The 21,203-nt window shown below is 53.9% G+C and carries 21 protein-coding genes; 11 read left to right on the top strand and 10 right to left on the bottom strand.

What is annotated here, in order from left to right:
- The first annotated feature begins 69 nt into the window (after positions 1-69).
- Positions 70-1,500, top strand: coding sequence for a cytosine permease (locus QLG08_RS22085; RefSeq protein ID WP_238493330.1), 1,431 nt, complete (start codon positions 70-72; stop codon positions 1,498-1,500).
- Between the two features lie 89 nt (positions 1,501-1,589).
- On the opposite strand, the gene QLG08_RS22090 is transcribed toward QLG08_RS22085, so the two are convergent.
- A complete protein-coding gene (locus QLG08_RS22090) occupies positions 1,590-2,537 on the bottom strand; it encodes an AraC family transcriptional regulator (RefSeq protein ID WP_013025680.1) in 948 nt (315 codons plus the stop codon).
- 79 nt (positions 2,538-2,616) lie between these two features.
- Here QLG08_RS22090 and QLG08_RS22095 point away from each other — a divergent pair, with 79 nt between their 5' ends.
- The 5 genes from QLG08_RS22095 to QLG08_RS22115 all read left to right on the top strand — a co-directional run bounded on the left by QLG08_RS22095 (position 2,617) and on the right by QLG08_RS22115 (position 7,673).
- Positions 2,617-3,504 (top strand): SDR family oxidoreductase, encoded by an 888-nt coding sequence (locus QLG08_RS22095; protein ID WP_013025681.1) that lies wholly within the window; start codon positions 2,617-2,619, stop codon positions 3,502-3,504.
- Between the two features lie 562 nt (positions 3,505-4,066).
- A complete protein-coding gene (locus QLG08_RS22100; RefSeq protein WP_014593636.1) occupies positions 4,067-5,173 on the top strand; it encodes a mechanosensitive ion channel family protein in 1,107 nt (368 codons plus the stop codon).
- A gap of 172 nt (positions 5,174-5,345) precedes the next feature.
- Positions 5,346-5,927, top strand: coding sequence for a histidine phosphatase family protein (locus QLG08_RS22105; protein WP_013025683.1), 582 nt, complete (start codon positions 5,346-5,348; stop codon positions 5,925-5,927).
- Between the two features lie 104 nt (positions 5,928-6,031).
- Positions 6,032-6,739 carry an alpha/beta hydrolase gene (locus tag QLG08_RS22110; protein WP_041457621.1) on the top strand — a complete coding sequence of 236 codons (708 nt, stop codon included), beginning with the start codon at positions 6,032-6,034 and terminating at the stop codon, positions 6,737-6,739.
- Positions 6,740-6,845: 106 nt separating this feature from the next.
- Positions 6,846-7,673 (top strand): MBL fold metallo-hydrolase, encoded by an 828-nt coding sequence (locus QLG08_RS22115; RefSeq protein ID WP_013025685.1) that lies wholly within the window; start codon positions 6,846-6,848, stop codon positions 7,671-7,673.
- Positions 7,674-8,129: 456 nt separating this feature from the next.
- Here the strand turns inward: QLG08_RS22115 and QLG08_RS22120 are convergent, their stop codons facing one another.
- The 5 genes from QLG08_RS22120 to QLG08_RS22140 all read right to left on the bottom strand — a co-directional run bounded on the left by QLG08_RS22120 (position 8,130) and on the right by QLG08_RS22140 (position 12,300).
- Positions 8,130-8,513 (bottom strand): hypothetical protein, encoded by a 384-nt coding sequence (locus tag QLG08_RS22120; protein WP_202631234.1) that lies wholly within the window; start codon positions 8,511-8,513, stop codon positions 8,130-8,132.
- 144 nt (positions 8,514-8,657) lie between these two features.
- A complete protein-coding gene (locus QLG08_RS22125; RefSeq protein ID WP_013025688.1) occupies positions 8,658-9,161 on the bottom strand; it encodes an Lrp/AsnC family transcriptional regulator in 504 nt (167 codons plus the stop codon).
- Positions 9,162-9,171: 10 nt separating this feature from the next.
- Entirely contained in the window at positions 9,172-10,539 is a 1,368-nt protein-coding gene (locus QLG08_RS22130) for an aspartate aminotransferase family protein (protein ID WP_029569972.1), read from the bottom strand.
- Between the two features lie 14 nt (positions 10,540-10,553).
- On the bottom strand, positions 10,554-11,519 hold the full coding sequence (locus tag QLG08_RS22135; protein WP_228225216.1) for a phosphotransferase: 966 nt from the start codon (positions 11,517-11,519) through the stop codon (positions 10,554-10,556).
- A 115-nt stretch (positions 11,520-11,634) separates the two neighbouring features.
- Positions 11,635-12,300, bottom strand: a complete 666-nt coding sequence (locus tag QLG08_RS22140) for a haloacid dehalogenase type II (RefSeq protein ID WP_104933356.1) — start codon at positions 12,298-12,300, stop codon at positions 11,635-11,637.
- A gap of 292 nt (positions 12,301-12,592) precedes the next feature.
- Between QLG08_RS22140 and QLG08_RS22145 the strand changes: the two genes are divergently transcribed.
- Positions 12,593-13,075, top strand: a complete 483-nt coding sequence (locus QLG08_RS22145) for a cold shock domain-containing protein (protein ID WP_013025692.1) — start codon at positions 12,593-12,595, stop codon at positions 13,073-13,075.
- A gap of 392 nt (positions 13,076-13,467) precedes the next feature.
- The gene (locus QLG08_RS22150; RefSeq protein WP_014593642.1) at positions 13,468-14,007 is read left to right on the top strand and encodes a DUF2058 domain-containing protein; all 540 of its coding nucleotides are present in this window, start codon (positions 13,468-13,470) and stop codon (positions 14,005-14,007) included.
- Positions 14,008-14,095: 88 nt separating this feature from the next.
- On the opposite strand, the gene QLG08_RS22155 is transcribed toward QLG08_RS22150, so the two are convergent.
- On the bottom strand, positions 14,096-14,686 hold the full coding sequence (locus tag QLG08_RS22155) for an ABATE domain-containing protein (protein ID WP_029569975.1): 591 nt from the start codon (positions 14,684-14,686) through the stop codon (positions 14,096-14,098).
- 97 nt (positions 14,687-14,783) lie between these two features.
- Here QLG08_RS22155 and QLG08_RS22160 point away from each other — a divergent pair, with 97 nt between their 5' ends.
- Complete coding sequence (locus QLG08_RS22160) at positions 14,784-15,719, top strand: alpha/beta hydrolase (RefSeq protein WP_024471575.1); 936 nt, start codon at positions 14,784-14,786, stop codon at positions 15,717-15,719.
- 101 nt (positions 15,720-15,820) lie between these two features.
- Here the strand turns inward: QLG08_RS22160 and QLG08_RS22165 are convergent, their stop codons facing one another.
- Together QLG08_RS22165 and QLG08_RS22170 are read right to left on the bottom strand one after the other, a co-directional pair.
- Positions 15,821-16,519, bottom strand: a complete 699-nt coding sequence (locus tag QLG08_RS22165; protein WP_014593645.1) for an RluA family pseudouridine synthase — start codon at positions 16,517-16,519, stop codon at positions 15,821-15,823.
- Between the two features lie 156 nt (positions 16,520-16,675).
- Entirely contained in the window at positions 16,676-17,611 is a 936-nt protein-coding gene (locus QLG08_RS22170) for a LysR family transcriptional regulator (protein ID WP_014605897.1), read from the bottom strand.
- Positions 17,612-17,704: 93 nt separating this feature from the next.
- Here QLG08_RS22170 and QLG08_RS22175 point away from each other — a divergent pair, with 93 nt between their 5' ends.
- Both QLG08_RS22175 and QLG08_RS22180 read left to right on the top strand, forming a co-directional pair.
- A complete protein-coding gene (locus tag QLG08_RS22175; RefSeq protein WP_015700360.1) occupies positions 17,705-18,427 on the top strand; it encodes an SDR family oxidoreductase in 723 nt (240 codons plus the stop codon).
- A 210-nt stretch (positions 18,428-18,637) separates the two neighbouring features.
- A complete protein-coding gene (locus QLG08_RS22180) occupies positions 18,638-19,375 on the top strand; it encodes a hypothetical protein (RefSeq protein ID WP_078828660.1) in 738 nt (245 codons plus the stop codon).
- 331 nt (positions 19,376-19,706) lie between these two features.
- Here QLG08_RS22180 and araA read toward each other — a convergent pair whose 3' ends face one another.
- Positions 19,707-21,197, bottom strand: a complete 1,491-nt coding sequence (gene araA, locus QLG08_RS22185) for an L-arabinose isomerase (RefSeq protein WP_014593649.1) — start codon at positions 21,195-21,197, stop codon at positions 19,707-19,709.
- Positions 21,198-21,203 lie beyond the last annotated feature (6 nt).

The raw sequence follows: 21,203 nt of genomic DNA on the forward strand, positions 1-21,203 counted from the left end.
GTTTACGCATCCATCCGTTCAACAATAGGTCTCAACGCACCGCGTATGCTGTGTTCCAGTGAGGAAACTATGCCAGCTGAATCACCTGCAGCAGATTATTCAGGCGCAAAGAAACCGCGCCTGTCAGAAACCCGTTCGATTGATTACATCCCGCCGCGCGAACGTCACGGGCAGCCTTTCAGCCAGTTTACCCTCTGGTTTGGCGGTAATCTGCAAATCACCGCCATTGTCACGGGCGCGCTGGCTGTGGTTCTGGGCGGCGATGTGGTGTGGTCGCTGGTTGGGCTGCTGGTCGGCCAAATCATCGGGGCGGGCATCATGTCGTTGCATGCCATTCAGGGCCCGCGCCTGGGGTTACCGCAGATGATCACCAGCCGCATGCAGTTTGGTGTATTCGGTGCGGTCATTCCCCTGGTGCTGGTCTGTATAATGTACGTCGGCTTTTCTGCCAGTGGTACGGTGCTGGCGGGACAGGCGCTGGCGAAGCTTATTCACGTCAGCAACGCGACCGGAATGGTGGTGTTTAGCGCCCTTATTGTGGTGATTGCGGTGCTGGGCTATCGTGTGATTCATCAACTGGGGAAACTGGCGAGCGTGATCGGCGTCCTGGCCTTTGCCTATTTATTCATCACGCTGCTCTCCACTCACGATTTATCGGCGGTATGGCAGAATCGCCATTTTACACTGGCTAACTTTCTGCTGGCGGTCTCGTTGTCTTCCTCCTGGCAAATTGCGTTTTGCCCCTATGTCTCTGACTATTCGCGCTATCTTCCCGCTGATGTTTCCGCAAAGACGCTGTTCTGCTCGGTGTTCTTTGGCAGCATGACCGGCACCCAGGCATCAATGACCCTGGGCGTGATCGTTGCCGCGATCGCCGGTAAGGCATTTTCAGGCAATGAGGTTGGCTATATTGTGAGTCTGGGCAGCAGCGCCACCATGGCGATGGTGATCTATTTCGCCATCTGCTTTGGCAAAATTACGTTCACCACGTTAAATGCCTATGGCAGTTTTATGTCTCTGACGACCATTGTGTCGGGTTTTCGCCAGCAAACCTCGCTCAGTCGGGCGGGGCGCGTTATGTTTGTCACCTCAATGGTGACGCTGGCCTGCGTGATTGCCCTGCTGAGTGAACCGGCTTTCCTGAAATCCTTTACGCACTTCCTGCTGTTTCTGCTGGCTTTCTTTGTGCCCTGGAGCGCGATAAGCCTGACTGATTTTTATCTCATCACCCATGGCAAAGTAGATATCCCGGCGCTGTCGCAGCCAGACGGGCGCTATGGGCGCTGGAACGGGGCCGGTATTTCGGTCTACTTTCTGGGCGTGCTGGTGCAACTGCCGTTTATCGATAACCCGCTTTATCATGGTTCGCTGACCTGGATCTTTGCCGGCAACGACATCTCGTGGATCATCGGCTGGATTGTGACGGCGCTGCTGTGGCTGCTTGCCTGCCGGTGGGATCGGCGGGGCAAACTTGAAGCGTCTGTCTGCCCGGCCGAATAACCGCGAGACGATCGCCAACCGCGGCGATTGTCTCGCATCATGTCCAACATTCCCGTCTGTCGCCGTCTGCCAGGGCAGGCTTGAACCTGTTACCCTGCGGGGAATTTTCCAGGTGTGCAGCCGATGACGCGCTTAAAGGCTTTTCTGAATGCACTTTCTGACTCGTATCCCAGCGAGGTGGCAATATGCAGTACAGAGTCATCAGTCTGTTGTAAGCGGTCGCAGGCCAACAGCATTCGCCACTGGGTGAGATAGGCAGCAGGAGCCATACCGACGGTTTGGCTAAAGTGTTGTGCGAACGCCGAACGTGACATTCCCACTTGCGTGGCGAGCGTTTCCACTGTCCAGCCCTGTCCGGGGGCATCGTGCATACAGGCTATCGCCGCGCTCAGCTTTTTATCGCGGAGAGCAAAGAGCCAGCCAGTGCGGGGAGTTTTGCTGTCATCGGCGTGCAATCGCAGGGCCTGTATGACCAGCATAAAAGCCAGTTGCTGCACGATAAGCTCGCTGCCCGGTTGAGGGGCGCGCACTTCCTGAGCCATCCGTTCAAGTGCCCAATACATCGCCTTTTTATCTGCGTCTCTGTGAAGATGCACCACGGGTGATAAGGAATGCAAAAGCAGGCGTGCAGCGCGGCCAGCCAGTAAAAAATGCCCGCCTACCAGAAAACAACCTGACGTTTCGTGCGTTTTGGTTGCGATATCGGAAATCATTTCAGTCCGGACGGTCTGAAAATCGACCGGTTTTTGCGTTAAGTCTGTTGCCAGTCTGAAAGGGGGGCCGGGAGGTAAAAGATAACACTCTCCAGCGGTGAGCCTGACGGGCTCTGCCAGTCCCTCAACGGACAGCCAGCAGGATCCAAACACGACGGCATAGCATTTGACCCCGTCATGAGCGGGCCACTGGACTGCCTGTGCAGGATCAAGAACAACACCGCCTGAAACGTAACTTTCAGTTTTGAGTAGCGATAACAACTGTGATAGCGGGTCCATAGTCTGCTCCGGACGATCGGACATAAAACAGCGACGTTCCAGCATAGAATGTATTACGCCTCCCGTCTAAATTAGCTGCATCGGGTTGTTAAATGATGGCTGATTCACAGTAAGGACGGACAGGATGCGAATTTTTCTTACCGGCGCGACGGGATTTATCGGCACCGCGGTTGCCGCTCAGCTTATTGCCTCCGGCTACCAGGTTTCAGGGCTGACCCGAAGCCAAAAAGGCGCGGAAGTGCTGGCTGCTGCGGGTGCCGAACCCTTTTTTGGCGACATTAACGACCTTCAATGCCTGCGGCGCGGCGCGTCACTAAGCGACGGGGTTATTCACACAGCGTTTAATCATGATTTTTCCACGTTTGTCGCCCAATGCGAAAAAGACAGGCTGGTGGTTGAGGCGCTGGGTGAAGCCCTGGCGGGAACGCAGCGGCCGCTGATCGTCACGTCCGCCGTCGCGCTGGGCTCAGCAGGGTCTGGCAGCCTGGCAGTTGAAAACCACGTTAACGTTGAACACCGCAATCCGCGTAAGGCGACAGAACGGGGCGTAATGGCGGTCTTAGAAAAAGGGATCAATGTTGCCGTCATCCGGCTCTCTCAGGTGCATAATCCCTTGAAACAAGGGCTAGTGACCTCATTGATTGAAACGGCCCGGCAAAAGGGCGTCTCGGCCTGGGTGGGCGAGGGTCAGAACCGCTGGTCGGCAGTACATATCAGTGATGCTGCACGGCTTTATGTCCTCGCCCTTGAAAAAAATCTGGCGGGCAGGCGCTATCATGCCGTAGCAGAAGAAGGTATTCCCCTGCGCAGCATTGCCGAAACGATTGGACAGGTGCTTGATGTGCCGGTGGTACGCATTGAGGCGAGTGAAGCATCAGCACACTTTGGCGCGTTGAGCAAATTTGTTGCAGAGGACATGTCTGCTTCGGCTGCAATCACCCGCAGGGATCTGGGCTGGAAGCCACAGGGGCCCGGCTTACTGGCTGACCTTGAGCAGGTTCGTCTGCGTTAAAGGGATAACAACACTGCTCTGCCAGGTCCGCTGCACCCTTAGTGGACCTACTCAACGTAATATGCCCCGCCAAAGCGACATCGTTCTGCGCGTCGCCGACCGCAGGCGACCAGGTGGTGTGCTTTCCCCGGGAAAAACCCCTTTTTCAACTGACGGGTAGGAGTGTTTGCCTTCTGCAAGATGACGGCTTTGCGTTTGACGTGGTGGTTGTGCGGCAATCGTGCCTGTCTCGCTCGGCAATGCTTTTGCACCGAAGCCAGGCCTTGCTGCGCTTTCGCGTATTTTCCCCGCTACCAGCAGAGAATGTCGGTTGAGTGAAACTGAGGGCGATATCTTGCTTGCCTGAAAGTAAATAAGTCTTATTTTCAGTCGGTTATGATCACAACGCCGCTAAAACTGGCCGCCTTTAACGGTTTTTATCCGATTAAAGAGGCAGTGGGTCAAATTTTTCATAGACTACTATACGTAATCACGTCGTTCGCAGATAACCGAGAAAACAGCGGTTACTGATTTTAGTGACCTTTCATACAGCCGAAGGCTGTCGATTGCTTGAGAAGGGAAAATGATGTCGTTGATCTTTGATGAGTTCTCAGGGGTGCCAACCTGGGTGCCTGCGGTTTTACTGGTTATCTTTTCGTTAATTGTGGGCTTTCTGTCCCGATTTGTTCTTTTTGTGTTTATTCGCTACTGGCAAAATCGCGACAGAAAACTGTTCAAATCGCTTGAAAAGCATCTACGTGGATCCCTGTTTCTTTTTATTCCCCTACTGCTCATCAATATCGGGGTGAATTATATTAATATCCCCCCAAAATCCCTGAATTTTATCACCGCCACCGCCAATATTTTTATTATCCTGTCGGTCTGCTCGGTATTGATTCGATTGACGAATGTGGCGCAGGATATGCTCTTTATCCGTTATGACATTAATCTGTCGAATAACCTTCGCGCCCGCAAGATTCGTACGCAATTAATGTATGTCAAAAAGGTCGCCATCGTCATCCTGGTGTTATTCTGTCTGTCCATGATTCTGCTGAGCTTTCCGGGTGTGCGTAAATTTGGCACGACGATTCTGGCGGGTGCTGGCGTAGCCGGAATCATCATTGGCTTTGCCCTGCAGAAGTCGCTGGTGAATCTGTTTGCCGGAATCCAAATTGCCTTCACGCAACCGATAAAAATTGACGATGCCGTTGTCGTGGAAAAAGAGTGGGGCTGGATTGAGGAGATCAATCTGACCTACGTTGTCGTGCGTATCTGGGACCTGCGCCGACTGGTTCTGCCCATTACCTACTTTACCGAAAATGCCTTTCAGAACTGGACGCGGAATAACGCGCAAATACTCGGCTCGGTTTTTCTTTACGTGGATTATTCCATGCCGCTGGAACCTCTCCGCCAGCATTTTGAAAAAGTACTCAGTGAAACGAGGCTTTGGGATCAGCAGACGCAGGTGCTCCAGGTCACCGATACCAGCGAAAAAACCATGACCATCAGGTTGTTAATGACCGCACAGAACTCTCCCACGGCCTGGGATTTACGCTGTTACGTACGTGAGAAAATGATTGAGTTTATTCAGCAACATTATCCGCAGAGTTTGCCGCATGTCAGAGCGACGCTGACCGATTCGGAGATGAACGGCCAGGAGGCCAGGTCGCAACCCGGCTCGCTTGGGTGACAGCGCACAGAATACAGATGCGCCGGACGGGGCATAAGCGCTATTGTGCCTGTGTCTGGCGCACTTGTGCAGCCAGTCAGCAGATTCATTCGTTCATCGATCGTTTATCTGTTGTTAGTGAACTGCTCTGAAATCAGGCCCTTACTGGCGAATTTATGACTCACAGGACGTCATGATGAAGAAATTTTTGGCTTTAGTGTTTGCGTGTACTGTCCTTGTCCCCTTGAGTGCTGAGGCCGACAGTACCTATGTTTTTTTTCGTCATGGCGAAAAACCCGACAACGCAAGTGGTCAACTGACCTGCAAAGGTCTCAATCGGGCCTTGAAACTTCCTGCAGTGTTGCTGAGCCGCTATGGAAACCCGGATGCGCTTTACGCCTCTGCACCAAAAGAGGATAAAACAGGGAGTTCGCTGCGGCCACTCTCCACTCTGATCCCTCTGGCGGTGCAGGTTTCCAGGCCTGTAATACTGCGCTTTCACGCGGATAAACCCCGTAAACTGGTCTCTGACCTTCTCAATGAGAAACGCGTTCCGCTGACCATGATCGCCTGGGAGCATAAAAATCTGGTCATTGCTGCCCGGACACTTGTTGAAAAAACGGGCGGAGATGCGGGGCTTGTACCTGACTGGCCGTCAGCGGATTTTGATTCAATTTATGTGGTGAAAATTGACGATCGCCAGCACTTCAAATCATTTACTCAGGATGCAGAGGGGCTCAATGACGTTTCATCCCAATGTCCTGACCAGTCATAATTGACCAAGCCGGGGTTTGCTGTGTGGCAGAATGGCATCCAACGCGTAAAGGTGGCGAGAGCCTGTTAATATTTTTGACAATCGGTTAAGCGGGATGCGTTTTGATGGACAAAAGTGATCTCACGGAAACGTCTCGGATCAAACATGGGGAAGAGGCGTTTGACGTCACCTTATTGCAGGTTAAGGGGGCGACGCGCTGTATCCTTTTTGCTGCGGGGCTGGGCGGCAGTCCGCTGCGCCATCTTGAACTTCTCCAGACCTTTGCCCGCCATGGCGTTTCCGTTGTCGCGCCACACTTTGAACGGTTGACCTCACCCGTGCCCGCCAGCGCTGAATTACTGGAACGCTGCCAGCGGCTTGCGCGGGCTCAGAATGAATTTTGTAGCGGTTATGCGTCGGTTACCGGTGTTGGCCACTCCCTGGGTAGCGTAATTTTATTGCTGAATACCGGGGCTGTAGCGATGACAAGCGCAGGGGAATCGGTTGTTTTCGCCGGCGACCGAATGTTGCATCGACTTATTTTACTGGCACCGCCCGCCGATTTTTTCCAGGCTCCGTCTGCGCTGGCAGCGGTGAACGTACCTGTTCACATCTGGGCAGGTGAAAAGGACAGCCTGACGCCCCCGTCCCAGGCCTGCTTTCTTAAACAGGCACTGGAGGGTTACACGCAGACTTATCTCTGTGTGATGGCAGAGGCCGGGCATTTTACCTTCATGAATACCTTGCCTCCGCAGGTAACCGATTCACATCCGTCGCGAGAGGCCTTTCTTTTAGATTTGGGCGAAAACATAGCCCGGCTGGTGACGGATTAGCACAGAGGGCGGGGCGATGAGATTTTTGCAGGGATAACCTCTTCCAGCTGATACGATTCAATCATACTCATCAAAAGCATCATTTCATCCTGTCTTAGGGGCTACTGTGAAACAGAAATCGAACTATCGCGTGGGTGACTGTGACGTCTTCAAGGTTTCGGAACTTGAGGCGTCATTATCTGTGAGCATGCTGTATCCAGACCAGCAGCTGGACGGCCTTTCTCCTGAAAATATCGCGCTTTCGGTGCATAGCTGGATTGTCCGGACGCCGGATAACGTCATTGTCATTGATACAGCGAGTGGTAATGGACGTGAGCGTCCCGGCTCTCCGCTTTCCCACCAACTGGATACGCCTTATGAACAACGTTTTCGCGAGACAGGCATTGATCCCGATGAGGTGGACATCGTTTTGCTCACCCATCTGCATGGCGACCATGTTGGCTGGAATACTCATCAGGTTGAAGGCAAGTGGACGCCATTTTTCAAAAATGCGCGCTATCACTGTTCCGCTATTGGCCTGAAAAGCTGGCAAAACGATCCGGCAAGAAAAACGGTTTTAGAAGACAGCTTTAACCCGGTGATCGATGCCGGTTTACTTGAGACGTTCGATGTGAGTCAAACGCCGCATTTCGCAGAAGTGTTACGCGTTGTCCCGACGCCGGGGCACAGCCACGATCATGCGTCGATTATCCTGCACAGTGCGGGGGAATATGCCTTATTCAGCGGTGACCTGATGCATAATGAGCTTCAGGTCAGGCAGCCTCATCTGGCCTCACGCTTTTGTGCCAATGCAGAGCAGGCTGAAGTTCAACGCCGCTGGGCGATGGAATGGGCTGTCGAGAATCAGGCGCTATGGTTCAGCGCTCACTTTGCCCGAAGTTCCGCCGGTTATATCAACAAAACGGCAAACGGCTTTGAATGGCGTTTTGTCTGAGCCGGTTGGGTTATCTCACGTTGTCATCCTTGCCTGACCTCAGTGCGCCCCAAGTTGAATGGCGGTGCCGGGGCAGGCGGCATCAATCTAGGATTTCCCCACGTTGCACGCGTCCCCGCGACGTTTGCGCGCAATGGAGAAACGGTTCGCATGGATGCGCCCGGACGCCTGACTATCGGGGTTAACGGTGTATCTGGTGCGAGCGATCTGACCCTAAAAGGCCAGGGCGTGACCGCGACGTTCGAAAACGGACGGCTGCCTCACGTTAAGACAGGCGAACTTATGCCGCTGCCTGACGCGTGGTGGGCCTTTTTTGCCTGCCCCTGGCGCTATTTTCCCCGCCGGTTGATGTCTGCGCCGTTGCGCGCAGTTATTGATTGTCTTAAAAAGGATCGCAAGGCTTCTGCGGATTCCGGCATGCGCTTAGGTTTCGCGTCGGTGGCGGGTAGGCGAGCGCTAAGGTGCAGCAAGGTTGTCGCAGTCCGACTGTTTTCGGCACATCGTAAAACGGCGACAAAAAGAGGCCGCAACAGCGGGCATTAAATCGTTTTTCCAGGCAATATCCAGGTCACCGACATTGTCACATGTCACACCTGCCGACACATCGCGGCAGCGGTGACGTTCGGCGGTCGTCATCGCACTTTGTAAACCGGTACTCAGATGGGATTGATAGTCATCAAGCGCATCACGAATGTCAGCCGGTGCGAGCCATTCAAGATGTTTAGCTGGGCACTGGCGAGCGAGTTCAGCCTGATAGATCTGCCAGACATTGGCAACGGGGGGCGCTGCCAGCGCAGCGGTTGTTCCTGCAAACAACAAGACAGCCATCTGATATCGCATGATCATTTTCACCGCTCAAAGCCTTAACGTTCGGCCTGGTTTATTGCGGATAATACCGCTGCATCAGGCTCATCCCTAAAGTCACCCTCAGCTACGGTCGAAAAGCCGGGGGTAACATGATGTGCCGTCAGCCTGCACAAGGCATTACGACCAGCTTGCCTGCCCGGTTGCAATCTCGCTCAGTGGCTCTTCGCGCCACTGCCAGGGTTGCCGAAGAACGACCCGGCTGGCGAATTTGGCAATACCGATCTCATCGTCCAGCAAACGATCCATCAGGTCCTGAAACCTGTGAAGATTCGGGGCGATGATTTTTAACAGATAGTCATAGCCTCCGCTGATGTTGTAGCACTCTACAATCTCCCGGTACTTACAGGCGCCGGATTCGAATTTGATAAAATCGGACGGGTAATGACTGTTCAGGGTGATTTCGGAGAACACAACCAGGTTATTACCCAGTTTGTTCAGCGTAACCCTGGCGGCGTAACCCGAAATAATTCCGCTCTGCTCCAGGCGTCGGGTGCGCGCCAGGCAGGGACTGGGGCTGAGGCTGATCGCCTCAGCCAGTTCCACTATCGAACACCGCCCCTCGCGCTGAAGATGCTCAAGTATTCTGATATCGGTACGATCGAGGGGTTTAATGTGCGTCATGGTCAGGTGATTACCTCAGAACAGACTGGGAAGCCCTGGCGGCCGTCGCTTCTGTCAGCGACTGATCGACGACATCGATTATCATTCCCGCCTGATCTGCCGTCAAGACCAGCGGTGGGCGAATTTTCAGCACGTTGTGGCCCATTGCGCATGCGCTCAGCAGCACGCCTTTTTGACGCATTCTGTTCACCACCTGACTGGTCAGCCAGCGATCCGGGGTGCGCGACAGACGATCGGAAACCAGTTCAACGCCAACGAAGAGGCCGGCACCGCGAACATCACCGATCGCCTCATGCTTTTTACCCAACGCGGTTATGCCATCAAGCAGCTGTTTGCCGACATCGCGCGCATGGGCAACCAGGCCATCCCTTTCAATGGTTTTCAGAACGGCCAGTGCGGCTGCGCAGGAAACGGTATTGCCCGCAAAAGTATTGAAATACCGTGAGCGTTGACCAAACTCCGCCAGCACATCAGCGGTGGCCAGCAGACCGGCAATCGGCTGACCGTTGCCCATCGGCTTGCCCAGCGTCACCATGTCCGGGATAATGCCGTGGCGCTGGAAGCCCCACATTGTCTCGCCTGTGCGCCCAAAGCCGGGCTGAACTTCATCGGCAATAAACACGCCACCGGCCCGCTTGATGGCTTCAACTGCACCTTTCATAAAGCCCACCGGACCAGGCAAGATGCCATCGCTGGTGAACAAGGAATCGACGATCAGCGCGGCGGGTTTGATGCCGTGACGCTGCAGGTCGGCGATAGCGTTTTCCACGTCGCGCGTGAAGCGCTCGCTAAGATCGGCTCCCTCAGCATGATAAAGCCGTGGGGCAGGAATCAGGCGCACATGGGCGCCAAGATCCACCGACGTGCCTAAAGAGGGCGAAAACTGAGAAACCGCGTCCGTGATGCCGTGATAGGCCGTCTCGGTCACAATAATGCCGGTGCCCCCGGTACGAACTTTGGCAATACGGTAAGCCAGGTCATTGGCCTCACTGCCTGTGCAGGTCAGCATCAGATGCGCAAGCGCGGTTTCCGGCACGGTGGCCAGCAGGCGTTCGGCCAGTTCCAGAATGGTGTCGTGCAGGTAGCGGGTATTTGTTGCCAGCGTCTGAACCTGCTGACAGATGGCCTCGGTGACGGCAGGATGGCAATGCCCAAGCGAGGTGACATTATTATAAATATCCAGATAGCGACGGCCCTCAGGATCGAAGAGCCACACGCCTTCACCGCGCACGATATGTAAGGGATGCTCGTACATCAGGCGATAGGCTGGGCCGAGCAGCGCATCGCGCCGTTGAATCATCGCGGCGGTGACCGGCCCCACGTCGACCTGGCCGGGGATATAGGCGTTTACCATATTGAGATCTGTCGTGCTTTTCATACAATTCTCCGGTTTCAGAGTTCAGCCAGCAGTCGGTCACGTGCCGTATCGCGAGACAGATCCGCCATTAAAGACAGCGCCTCCCACGCGGCTGGGTTGTGCCGCATGATATAGGCGCGATTGTGTGGATAGCGAACCGCGCGCCACTCGGTAATCAAAACGGTAATCAGATGACGGGTCGCCATCAGATCGGTCACGACCGCCTGCTCCAGATCGGTAAGCGGGAGCGTCTGGTGGTAGGCGCCGACAAACTGGGCGGCGCCGGCAAAAGGATCGACGCTGCCTGTCATCTGAAAGGCCGCCGCGGTTGCGACTTCGCCGACCAGGGGGGCATAAAGCATGTCGCCAAAATCGATAATGCCCGTAATATGATCCTGCGCCTCTGGCGCAACCATCACGTTGTAGAGATGGAAGTCGTTATGGATAACCTGCGCCCTCAGCGCCGGAAGGCGCGGCAGGATATGGGTGATAAAACGTGTCATAAATTTTTCAGCCAGCCTGCGACGGGTGGGATCCACGAGGTCTTCCAGCTTATCCATCAGGCGATGCGCGGCTGAAACGTTCCAGAGAAGATCGTGGCTGGCAGCGGGATGGCTGAATGCCTGTAAAGCCAGGTCAAGCCGGGCCAGACAGGTGCCCATCGCGCAACGCTGTGCTGGGGTTCTCTCCGTATCCTTAACCTGTATACCGTCTAAATAGGTCAGCATTCTGACGGTCGTTATTTCTCCTCCGTCAAGAGTGACGTTGTCACGCAGGGAGCCCTCTAGCGTTCGCACGACGCGCGGCGTGGACAGCCCGGGCGCAGCCTCGGCGATGTGATTAAGCGCGGCAATCTGAAAATCCACGATGGACAGCGCTTCAGAGGGATTACTGATCTTTAACACATAGCGCGTGCCGTCGGCCTGCTCGATGCAACAGTTCTGATCGCGCTCACTGGCCAGCGGCAGGACGTTGCCCTCAATGCCATATTTTTCAGACACTAAAGATTGGATAGCCGGCAGCGAAAGCGCTGGCGCAGCTGTGCTGAGTGCAACCGCCTTGGGCCTCTGTTCATCAGGCATCATATTTCCTCGTTTCTCCGCACCCAGAGACGCATTAAATACCAAGCAGGCCGGCAAGCTGGCGGAAGTCGGTGAGCCGATCAACGCCATAACCTTCTAAGGCGGGTTCATGCCCACGATCGATAAACGCTTTGGCCATAAAGCCAAGGTCGGATGCCGTCATCAGGTCATAACGGAAGCTGGAGGAGCAGTGCATCATCTGCTCGGGTCCGCAGCCCAACTGGTCAAACATGTATTCGAAAATCTGTGCACGCGGCTTGTAAGCCTGAGCCGCTTCAGCGGTGTACACCGCATGAAAAGGCGCTTTAAGATGGGCGACGCTGTGGGGAATAAGATCCACCATCGAATTCGACAAAATCACTAACGGAATATGTTGAGAGATCAATTCCAGCGTTTCCACAACGTGAGGATGTGGCTGCCAGGTCGGCACCGCGTTATAGAGAGTGAGTGCATCAGAATCGCGGTACTCCACATCATGCGCTTTACAGGCCCGCTGAATAGCGTTTTCAACGACCTGAAAAAACGGCTTCCAGTCACCCAGCACTTCATCAAGCCGGTAGAAACGGAAGCTGTCCAGAAACGCAGGCATTCGCTGTTCTGCAATCCGGTCGGCAAAAAGCCCCTTAGCGGTCGGCCCCATTTCAAAGTTTATGAGCGTTCCGTAGCAGTCGAAGCTGATAAATTTTGGCTGATAAATCATGCGATTAACCTCTTTAATTTGTTTTAAAGAAGTATATCGCTGTGACCGAACAGATAATTTCTTATTGACCCGGTAACGGAGTGGTTTTTGCTCAATTCACAGTGGGGGGCGGCATTATTCATCTGCCGCCAGCCACGCCCTCATGGTCTTCCCGACCTCTCTGCCCGAAAAGCTTAGGTGCAGAGCAGAAATTTATCGGCCACACTTAGCCCAAAGACGTAGTTTGCACCCGCATTGTGTTTTACACTGCGCGCTGAAAAAATTGAGTAGATAAACGATTAGGTAGGCGGTAATGGCGATGAATGGAACAATCACAACCTGGTTTCAGGATAAAGGCTTTGGCTTTATCAAAGATGAAAACGGTGATAACCGGTATTTTCACGTGATTAAGGTCGCCAACCCTGATCTGATTAAGAAAGATGCGGCGGTGACGTTTGAACCCACCACCAACAATAAAGGGCTGTCGGCCTTTGCGGTGAAAGTCCTGCCAGAGAGCAAATACATTTTTATCGCGGGTGAGCGAATCAAGCTCACTGCCATTAAGTCTTATGTGGTCTTCAGCGAGGAAGTGCCTGCCAGCAGCCGTATCGATAAAGAAAATACGGTGCTGTCTGTGGGCATCTTAATGAACAATATCAAACCTAAATCCGCAGCCCAGGCCGATGAGATGCGTACGTTGAAAAAACTGGCCATCACCACCTTTCAGGGCGCAACCCTAATCTTCTCTGAAGATGAGATAGACATTGATGCCACAGTAAAAATGCTCAAGGTCTGACATCATCAGACCTGTCTGCCAGTGCTCGCCTGACAGGGCGCTGGCGGCGTTTATCCCTTCTTTTTATCTCTCTTCGCGCTTTACCGCCTGTGACTAACAGGTTTGTTATATTCCAGTGCGCGTCTTGATAAGTTTACAGACTTCCCTCAACGTCGTCTCTGTTGCGCATAGCCGATTGCGTTAGCGAACCACCGGCTCCCTCTCAGCCAGCATCTGCAGGACGCTAACCCGGGGATGAGCGACTGACGGATACCGGACCCGACGTGGGGAACCTCACGACTTCGCGCATACAACGTCCGCTCGAGTCTTAAGTGCGCACTACATCAGCGTCTGCAATCTGCTATCGCCTCAGGTATAATCCCGCCCATTCCTCATCAGATTCAGAGAACAAGATGGCAAAACTCACCTTACAAGAGCAGCTGTTAAAAGCAGGATTAGTCACCAGTAAGAAAATGGACAAGGTCCAGAGAACGGCCAAAAAATCGCGTGTTCAGGCCCGCGAGGCGCGCGAAGCTGTAGAAGAGAACAAAAAAGCCCAGCAAGAGCGTGACAAGCAGCTTAATGAACAACAACGGCAGGCTGTGCTTTCAAAAGAGTACAAGGCGCAGGTGAAGCAGCTGATTGACATGAACAAAATCGACATTTCCCGAGGTGATATCGGTTTTAACTTCACAGATAACAACCTGATTAAAAAAATCATGGTGGATAAGCCCACCCAGGCACAACTTATCAATGGCCGTCTGGCGATCGCACGTTTGCAGGTTGATAACAGCGAAGAGAGCCATTACGCCATTATTCCCGCGAGCGTGGCTGATAAAATTGCCCAACGTGATGCCAACAGTATTGTCTTAAACAGTGCGCTGAGTCAGGAAGCCCAGGATGAAGACGATCCCTATGCCGATTTCAAAGTACCCGATGATCTGATGTGGTAATGATTGCAATCAGGCGGGATAACCGCTGAGCCTTGCTGCAAAGTGCTGCGCACTTTCGCCGCAGGGCTCGTGCCGTTTGCAGCCATAATCAAACCTGATCCGATCGCTTTCGGGATCGAAACGCCGCGACTTTCATGCGATTGCCACAGGTCGCCATGCTGCACCAGCGGCGGCGGTGCGATTTACTGAGGTCATGGAAAAGCAGGATACAGTCATGTGCTTCACACTGGCGCACGTAGGTAAAGCTGTCACTGACAACAAGCTCGACCAGTGCGTTGACCACCGGCCAAAGCAGGATGGCTATGCTTATCTCCTCGTGGCTAACCGCGATCTGGTATCGCTGCGCGTCATCATCCCACGCCAGTCGCTTCGTCGGGCGCCCGTCCTTATAGAGCCTGTTAAGAACAGTCAGATCCGCAGATAAGCCATTCATCGCAGCATCGACAAGTGCACGTGCACTGTCGCGCAGCGCCCGCGCTTCATGTAACAGCCCATCAGGTGCCTGCAAAGGCGCGCCATCCGGCAAGATCCCTGCCATCTCCAGCCAGAGCATCACGCGTCGATCGTCGCTGAAACAGTCATGTCGCTGCTCGTCCACGCCGTATTCACTATTGATAAAGTCCAGTGCGAGGTTATCCGCCAGGAAAAGGAAGTCGTGGGTGTTGAGATCTGAATTCATAGCTGCCTGTAACTGTTAAAAACATATTTGACAGGTTAGCAAAACAGATCGTAACCTTCAAATAATAACTTTAACGGTTACATCATAAGGAAACATCATGGCGGCTTCAAAATCCATTACGACGACAGACAGTTTGCGTACGCAAGACGTTAACGATGCACAGCAACGGGATGGCGTAAAATACCGCTACGAACAGGTTGGCGACGTCAATGTGTTTTACCGCGAAGCGGGCGATCCCAACAGGCCGACAATACTGCTGTTGCATGGCTTCGCGGGATCCTCGTTTATGTTCAGAGACCTGATCCCGCATCTTGCCGGGCACTACCACGTGATTGCACCCGACCTGCCTGCGTTTGGCTTCACGGAATCTCCGGCACGAGGCGAATACGTTTACGCCTTCAGCCAGCTGGCAATCACTATTGAGCAGTTAACGCAACAGCTTAAGCTGGAGCGCTATGCGCTGATGGTTCATGACTATGGCGCCCCCGTCGGCTGGCGGCTTGCCGTCAGTCATCCCGAACGGATTACGGCCATTATTTCTCAAAATGGTAACGCCTATGAGGAAGGACTGGGTGAGGGCTGGAAACCGATCCAGCGCTACTGGCAGGAGCCCAGCCAGGAAAACCGTGACGCGCTGCGAGACTTCCCAACGCCAGCTTCGATCAAATGGCAATATCTTGAGGGCGTGCCCGATAAAAGTCGTGTCTCACCGGATGGTTACACGCTTGAGGGTTTGCACATTCTTCGGCCGGGTAACGCGGAGATTCAACTCGATTTGCTGCTGGATTACGCATCAAACGTGGCGCTGTACCCGGCGTTTCAGAACTACTTCCGTCAGTTTCAGCCCCCCTTGCTTGCGGTGTGGGGGAAAAACGATCCCTTCTTCCTGCCGGCTGGTGCCGAGGCGTGGAAACGGGATCTGCCCGATGCGGAGATTCGCTTCTATGATACCGGACACTTTGCGCTGGAAACGCACGGCCTGGCGATCGCTGCGGCTATTACCGACTTTCTGAATAACCTGCACCTGAAGTAAACCGGTGCCGTGAGCCGTGACAACAAGAGGCGTTTGCGGGCTGAAGCGGCCTGGCACAACAATGTCAGCCGTGTTCCTGGCGCCAATGTAAAGGCGTTGCGTTAAAACGGACTGGGGCTGACGATGTGAAAGGGCTCACCGGTAACGGGATGAATAAACTGCAGTTCACTGGCATGAAGCATTAACCTTGGCGTCTGTTCCATGCCCGGCAGCAAAAGCCCCCCGTAGAGGTCACAGCCTAAAATCGGATGGCCCAGCAGTTGGCAGTGAATACGTAACTGATGAGTGCGACCGGTTTCTGGGATCAGCGTCACGCGCGTCAGGGGAATCACTCTGGCGTCATCCCGTTTAAGGTTAAAACGCTCAACAACCCGATAACGGGAACGGGCAGGCTTGCCCCATTCGGCGCAAATAGACATCCGTGGAAACCGGGCTGGGTCTTTCGCGATGGGAGCATCAATGATGCCTTCTTCATCCGGTAAATGCCCGCACAGCAGGGCGCTGTAGTGCTTAGCCACCGTGCGCGCGCTGAATTGCTGGCTGAGCGCCGCGTTAATGGTTTTGTTACGCGCCACAACCATCAACCCGGAGGTGCCAAAATCCAGCCGGTGCACCAGTGTGCAGCCGGGGAAGATCGTCACCAGGCGATAGTGTACCGAGTCCAGGTTTTGGGGGTTTTTGCCTGACAGGCTCAACAGCTCACTGGGCTTGTCGATCAGCACCAGATGGTCGTCCTGATAGAGAATGCGTATCTCCTCATGGCACGGCGGGGCAATAAAAGTATCAACAATCGTAGACATCAGTGGGCCTGAGGCGTGAACAGGCGCTGATGATAACGAATTTTCACCCCCCAGGCGAATGGGGCGCTATAAGCGTCAGCCCGGAAAGGAAAAAAGTCTGATACCGGCTTGCAAGATCGCGAGTCTCTGTGTCGACCCGGTATCACATCGCGCTATTCATTTGGTTTTACCCTGTTCCCGGCGGCAAACGGCGACGATCGTATCACGAAGCCAGCGGTGCACCGGGTCCGCGTGCAGTCTTGGATGCCAGATAGCCAGCACCTTTATCACCGGTGTAGCTACCGGCAGGTCGAAATGCACCAGGTCGGCGCGCCGATTGGGCCCGACCAGCGCGGATGAGGGTACCAGTCCAATGAGGTCTGTCTGACAAACAATATTGATGGCGCTGCTGTAAGTCGGAACGGACATCAGAATGTCCCGGCGCAGTTGAAGCGCATCAAGCGCGGCGTCAACAGGCCCAGAGCGGGCATTATTTCTGGACATGACGATATGCGAAAAGCTGGCATAGCGCTCTGCCGTCACGCCTGGGTTATCCAGCAGCGGATGATCGCGTCGGCAGATGCCCACAAAGTGGTCGCTGAATAGCAGCCTGGTTTTGAGTTCCGGCGCATCCGTACCCAGCACACCAATTTCAAGATCAATCTTGCCTTCACGCAACGCCTGCGGCGCTTTATCTGATTTATTGACGAAAATGAGTCGTAGCCTGGGCGCGGTCTGGCGAAGCTCGTTAAGCAGCGCGGCGGCGGTTAAATCGATAAATCCTTCATTCGCCCGTATAACGATGCTGCGCGCGGTTGTAGAAAGATCGAGGCGTTTATCTGCGGGGCGCAGCAGGGCGAACGCGTCCATAGTCGTCTCATGGACGCGCGTGGCCAGTTCAGTGGCATAGGGCGTTGGAACCATATTATGCCCGGCCTGAACCAGTAGCGGATCGCCGGTCGCCAGGCGTAAGCGGCCTAGCGTGCGGCTCATGGCTGAGGTACTGAGCCCCAACCGTTTCGCTGCGCGTGTCACGCTGCACTCTGTCAGCAAAGCATCCAGCGCAGTGAGTAAATTCAGATCAATATCAGGCATAAAGTCAGACCCTTGCATCAGACGCAATCTATTATTGCATCCTGTGCGTCTGGCTCAACTGTTCTTTGCGCATTAAAGTCGTTATTTCCGCAACCAGCAGGAGTAACTCTTATGACGCTTCATTCATCTCAGGCCGACAAGCCCAAAATGTTATTAATAGGTGCCTCACGAGGTATCGGGTTGGCCATGACCAGTGAGCTGCTCAGCCGCGGCTGGGAAGTGACGGCAACGGTGCGTAACAGCCATCCCGAGGCTATGCAGGATTTGTCTGCACGTTATCCGCATGCACTTACCATTGAACAACTGGACATCAACGATACCGATCAAATTTCTCAGCTTAATTCGCGGTTGCAGCATCGTTGCTATGACGCGCTTTTTGTGAATGCCGGAACGGCGAATCCCAACCAGAGTGAGACGATTGGAGAGGTCAGTACCGAAGATTTTATTCACGTCATGGTAACGAATGCGCTTTCGCCAATGCGGGTTGTTGAAACCTGTCAGGATCGGGTCAGAGCCAACGGACTGATTGGCGTCATGTCATCCGGTCAAGGTAGCGTGGGGGATAATGTGAAAGGGGGAAGAGAAGTGTATCGCGGCTCTAAAGCCGCGCTGAATCAATATATGCGAAGCTATGCGGCACGGCAGGCGCGCGCTCATCCGGACCGGGCTTTATTACTGCTGGCACCGGGCTGGATCCGCACGGCTCTGGGCGGTGAAGAGGGGGCCTTTAGCCTTGAGGAAACCCTGCCTGATATCGTGAACGTCATCGAGCACAAGCGGGGCCGACCGGGGCTGGAGTATCTGGATCGCTTTGGCAAGCCGGTGACGTGGTAAACCGCCATTCAGTGATGGAAAGGGTGATATTCAGGCCTCTTCTGTGAGGGCATCCGTGGGCACTGCTGAACCACAGGTGCCCGTCAGCTGCCTGAAGGTTCCCGCGTACCATCATGCTTAACCGACACTAAGCCATGAGTATTCATCAAAAATTAATGAAAAAATCCTAAAGCTTTTTCCCTTTTACCCGTTATAGAAGCTGGAATCCGGTTGGAAATCCTTAAAGAGACAATCGGAAACAAGGGCTTTTTACGTAAAGGGAATGCGATAAATATGAGCAAGTTATTAATAACGGGTACGTTGTCATTAGTCTTTCTGGTGGGATGCGCAGGTAAAAATAATGCTCAGGTCGTTAAGGCCGATAACGGCAGCACGCTGACTGTTGAGACGATTTATGCGCCAGTGGATATGAATAACAATCATTACTCAGACGTAAAACTGCGCGAAGTCACACCGGTGAGTACGGGTGCGGGTGTGGGCATGTCTGTGCTAACGGCAGTGTTAGGTGGGGGAATCAGCACCGGCTCCTTTGACAAAAACAGTTATAAAGGCACCTCTGTTGATGCGCTGCCCGAACCTACGGCGCACTATTTTACCCCAAAAGCCGTAGTGAAAATAAAAAGCTGGCTCGATAAAAATGGCAACGGATATGCTTATACACAGCCGCTGTTCATTGCCGCGGCGCAATGGTCACTGGTTTATAGCGATATGTCGGCCAATAACAGCAACTACGATTTAACCTACCGCGTACTGTTCTATAAACGTCCGGAAGGCGGCAATATTCTCAGCGCCTATGTGGTATCAGAGTGTGCACCGAAACCGGCGACAGCACCGCTCAGTGACTGGAAGGCCAACAATTACGCTAAAGTGACCCAGGAAACGCAAAAGATGATGGATGCCTGTATTCTTGAGCTTGATAATCAACTGCCACGTTTATTGAAAAAATAAATCCAGATCTGCCTGCCGCTGTAACGTGGCAGGCAATGAGTGATCCAGGCCTGTGCCCTTTGTACAAAGAACCTCTTGCCCGTATGTTAATTTCTGCTGCCAGATAACCCTTTTGCATCAGCCTACTGACTGCACAGAAACAGGCTCGAACTGACGCAGAACCTCATAACGAGACAGAGACGAAAGAAGAGCAAAGCCGTGACGCAAGGCATACTGATCCGATTGTATTACCTCGGGTGATTCACGGTTGACCGCCTGAGTTGATAAGGTCGGCGGCAAGCCATAAAAAAACGGGCCAGCAAGCTGGCCCGTTCGCAACGTCTCAGCAATCTTAACGCTTCATATGGTAGTACGCATCGTTCCAGCGCAGGGCATCCTTAAACGCAGGCAACTGGGTATGTTCGTCAATCACCAGCACCTCAATGCCGTGCATCTCACCGTACAGATACATATCATCCAGGCTCAGTGCCTGACTGAACACGGTATGGTGCGCGCCGCCCGCCAGGATCCAGGCTTCAGAGGCCGTTGCCAGCGATGGCTGAGCTTTCCACAGCGCACGGGCCACGGGCAGTTTTGGCAGAGGTTTGGGCTGCTCAATGGCGTCCACTACGTTCACCAGCAGACGGAAGCGGTCACCCATATCGATCACGCTGGCGTTGATGGCACGGCCTGCCGGTGTTGAGAAGATCAGTCGTGCCGGATCGGCTTTGTTGCCAATGCCCAGGAACTGAACGTCAATCAGCGGCTTCTCTTCCAGCGCGATGGACGGGCACACCTCCAGCATATGTGAACCCAGTACTAAATCGTTGCCCGGTGAGAAGTGGTAAGTGTAATCCTCCATAAAGGAGGTTCCGCCGGGACGATCGCCCGCCAGCACTTTGAAAATGCGCAGCAGGGCGGCCGTTTTCCAGTCCCCTTCGCCTGCAAAACCATAGCCCTGGCCCATCAGGCGCTGTACCGCCAGGCCGGGTAGCTGGGTCATGCCATGCAGCGTCTGGAAGTTGGTGGTAAATGCCATACAGCCTTCATCGTCCAGAAAACGCTTCAGGCCCAGCTCAATGCGCGCGGCATCCAGAACGTTTTGCCGCTTTTCACCGCCGACGGCGGCGACATCGGTAAAGCGGTACTGGCTCTCATACTCATCGACCAGTGCATTAACATCGCCATCGCTGACGCCGTTAATCACTTCGACCAAATCGCCCACGCCCCAGCCATTGACGGCATAGCCAAATTTGATTTGTGCCGCGACCTTATCGCCTTCCGTTACGGCCACTTCACGCATGTTATCGCCGAAACGGGCCACTTTCAGGTGCTGACTGGCCTGTTTGGCCAGCGCGGCACGCATCCAGTTGGCCACGCGCTGTTGGCTGTGTTTATCCTGCCAGTGGCCGGTCACCACGCTGTGCTGCAGGCCCATACGTGCGCCGATAAAGCCAAACTCACGACCGCCGTGAGCGGTCTGGTTCAGGTTCATGAAGTCCATGTCCATGCTGTCCCACGGAATTTCGGCATTAAACTGGGTATGAAACTGCAATAACGGTTTCGTTAATACGTTTAAACCGCCGATCCACATTTTGGCCGGCGAAAAAGTATGAAGCCAGGTAATGATGCCCACACAGTTTTGATCGTGACTGGCGTCACGGCACAGCGACAGCGCTTCATCTGGCGATTTCACCAGCGGTTTGAGTGCCAGGCGCACAGGCAATCCCGCCTGATTCAGACCTTCCACCACCTGACGGGCATTCTGCTCAACCTGACGTAACGTTTCCGCTCCGTAGAGGTGCTGTGTACCAATGACAAACCACACGTTGAACTGTTGCATAAACCA

The organism is Pantoea sp. V106_11 (assembly GCF_029967885.1).
Taxonomy (GTDB): Bacteria; Pseudomonadota; Gammaproteobacteria; order Enterobacterales; family Enterobacteriaceae; genus Pantoea; species Pantoea ananatis.

What these genes read in the sequence shown, in the direction of transcription:
- QLG08_RS22085 (WP_238493330.1), top strand. Translation starts at nt 70, where the DNA reads ATGCCAGCTGAATCACCTGCAGCAGATTATTCAGGCGCAAAGAAACCG.
- QLG08_RS22090 (WP_013025680.1), bottom strand. Translation starts at nt 2,537, where the DNA reads ATGCTGGAACGTCGCTGTTTTATGTCCGATCGTCCGGAGCAGACTATG.
- QLG08_RS22095 (WP_013025681.1), top strand. Translation starts at nt 2,617, where the DNA reads ATGCGAATTTTTCTTACCGGCGCGACGGGATTTATCGGCACCGCGGTT.
- QLG08_RS22100 (WP_014593636.1), top strand. Translation starts at nt 4,067, where the DNA reads ATGATGTCGTTGATCTTTGATGAGTTCTCAGGGGTGCCAACCTGGGTG.
- QLG08_RS22105 (WP_013025683.1), top strand. Translation starts at nt 5,346, where the DNA reads ATGATGAAGAAATTTTTGGCTTTAGTGTTTGCGTGTACTGTCCTTGTC.
- QLG08_RS22110 (WP_041457621.1), top strand. Translation starts at nt 6,032, where the DNA reads ATGGACAAAAGTGATCTCACGGAAACGTCTCGGATCAAACATGGGGAA.
- QLG08_RS22120 (WP_202631234.1), bottom strand. Translation starts at nt 8,513, where the DNA reads ATGCGATATCAGATGGCTGTCTTGTTGTTTGCAGGAACAACCGCTGCG.
- QLG08_RS22125 (WP_013025688.1), bottom strand. Translation starts at nt 9,161, where the DNA reads ATGACGCACATTAAACCCCTCGATCGTACCGATATCAGAATACTTGAG.
- QLG08_RS22130 (WP_029569972.1), bottom strand. Translation starts at nt 10,539, where the DNA reads ATGAAAAGCACGACAGATCTCAATATGGTAAACGCCTATATCCCCGGC.
- QLG08_RS22140 (WP_104933356.1), bottom strand. Translation starts at nt 12,300, where the DNA reads ATGATTTATCAGCCAAAATTTATCAGCTTCGACTGCTACGGAACGCTC.
- QLG08_RS22145 (WP_013025692.1), top strand. Translation starts at nt 12,593, where the DNA reads ATGGCGATGAATGGAACAATCACAACCTGGTTTCAGGATAAAGGCTTT.
- QLG08_RS22150 (WP_014593642.1), top strand. Translation starts at nt 13,468, where the DNA reads ATGGCAAAACTCACCTTACAAGAGCAGCTGTTAAAAGCAGGATTAGTC.
- QLG08_RS22155 (WP_029569975.1), bottom strand. Translation starts at nt 14,686, where the DNA reads ATGAATTCAGATCTCAACACCCACGACTTCCTTTTCCTGGCGGATAAC.
- QLG08_RS22160 (WP_024471575.1), top strand. Translation starts at nt 14,784, where the DNA reads ATGGCGGCTTCAAAATCCATTACGACGACAGACAGTTTGCGTACGCAA.
- QLG08_RS22165 (WP_014593645.1), bottom strand. Translation starts at nt 16,519, where the DNA reads ATGTCTACGATTGTTGATACTTTTATTGCCCCGCCGTGCCATGAGGAG.
- QLG08_RS22170 (WP_014605897.1), bottom strand. Translation starts at nt 17,611, where the DNA reads ATGCAAGGGTCTGACTTTATGCCTGATATTGATCTGAATTTACTCACT.
- QLG08_RS22175 (WP_015700360.1), top strand. Translation starts at nt 17,705, where the DNA reads ATGACGCTTCATTCATCTCAGGCCGACAAGCCCAAAATGTTATTAATA.
- araA (WP_014593649.1), bottom strand. Translation starts at nt 21,197, where the DNA reads ATGCAACAGTTCAACGTGTGGTTTGTCATTGGTACACAGCACCTCTAC.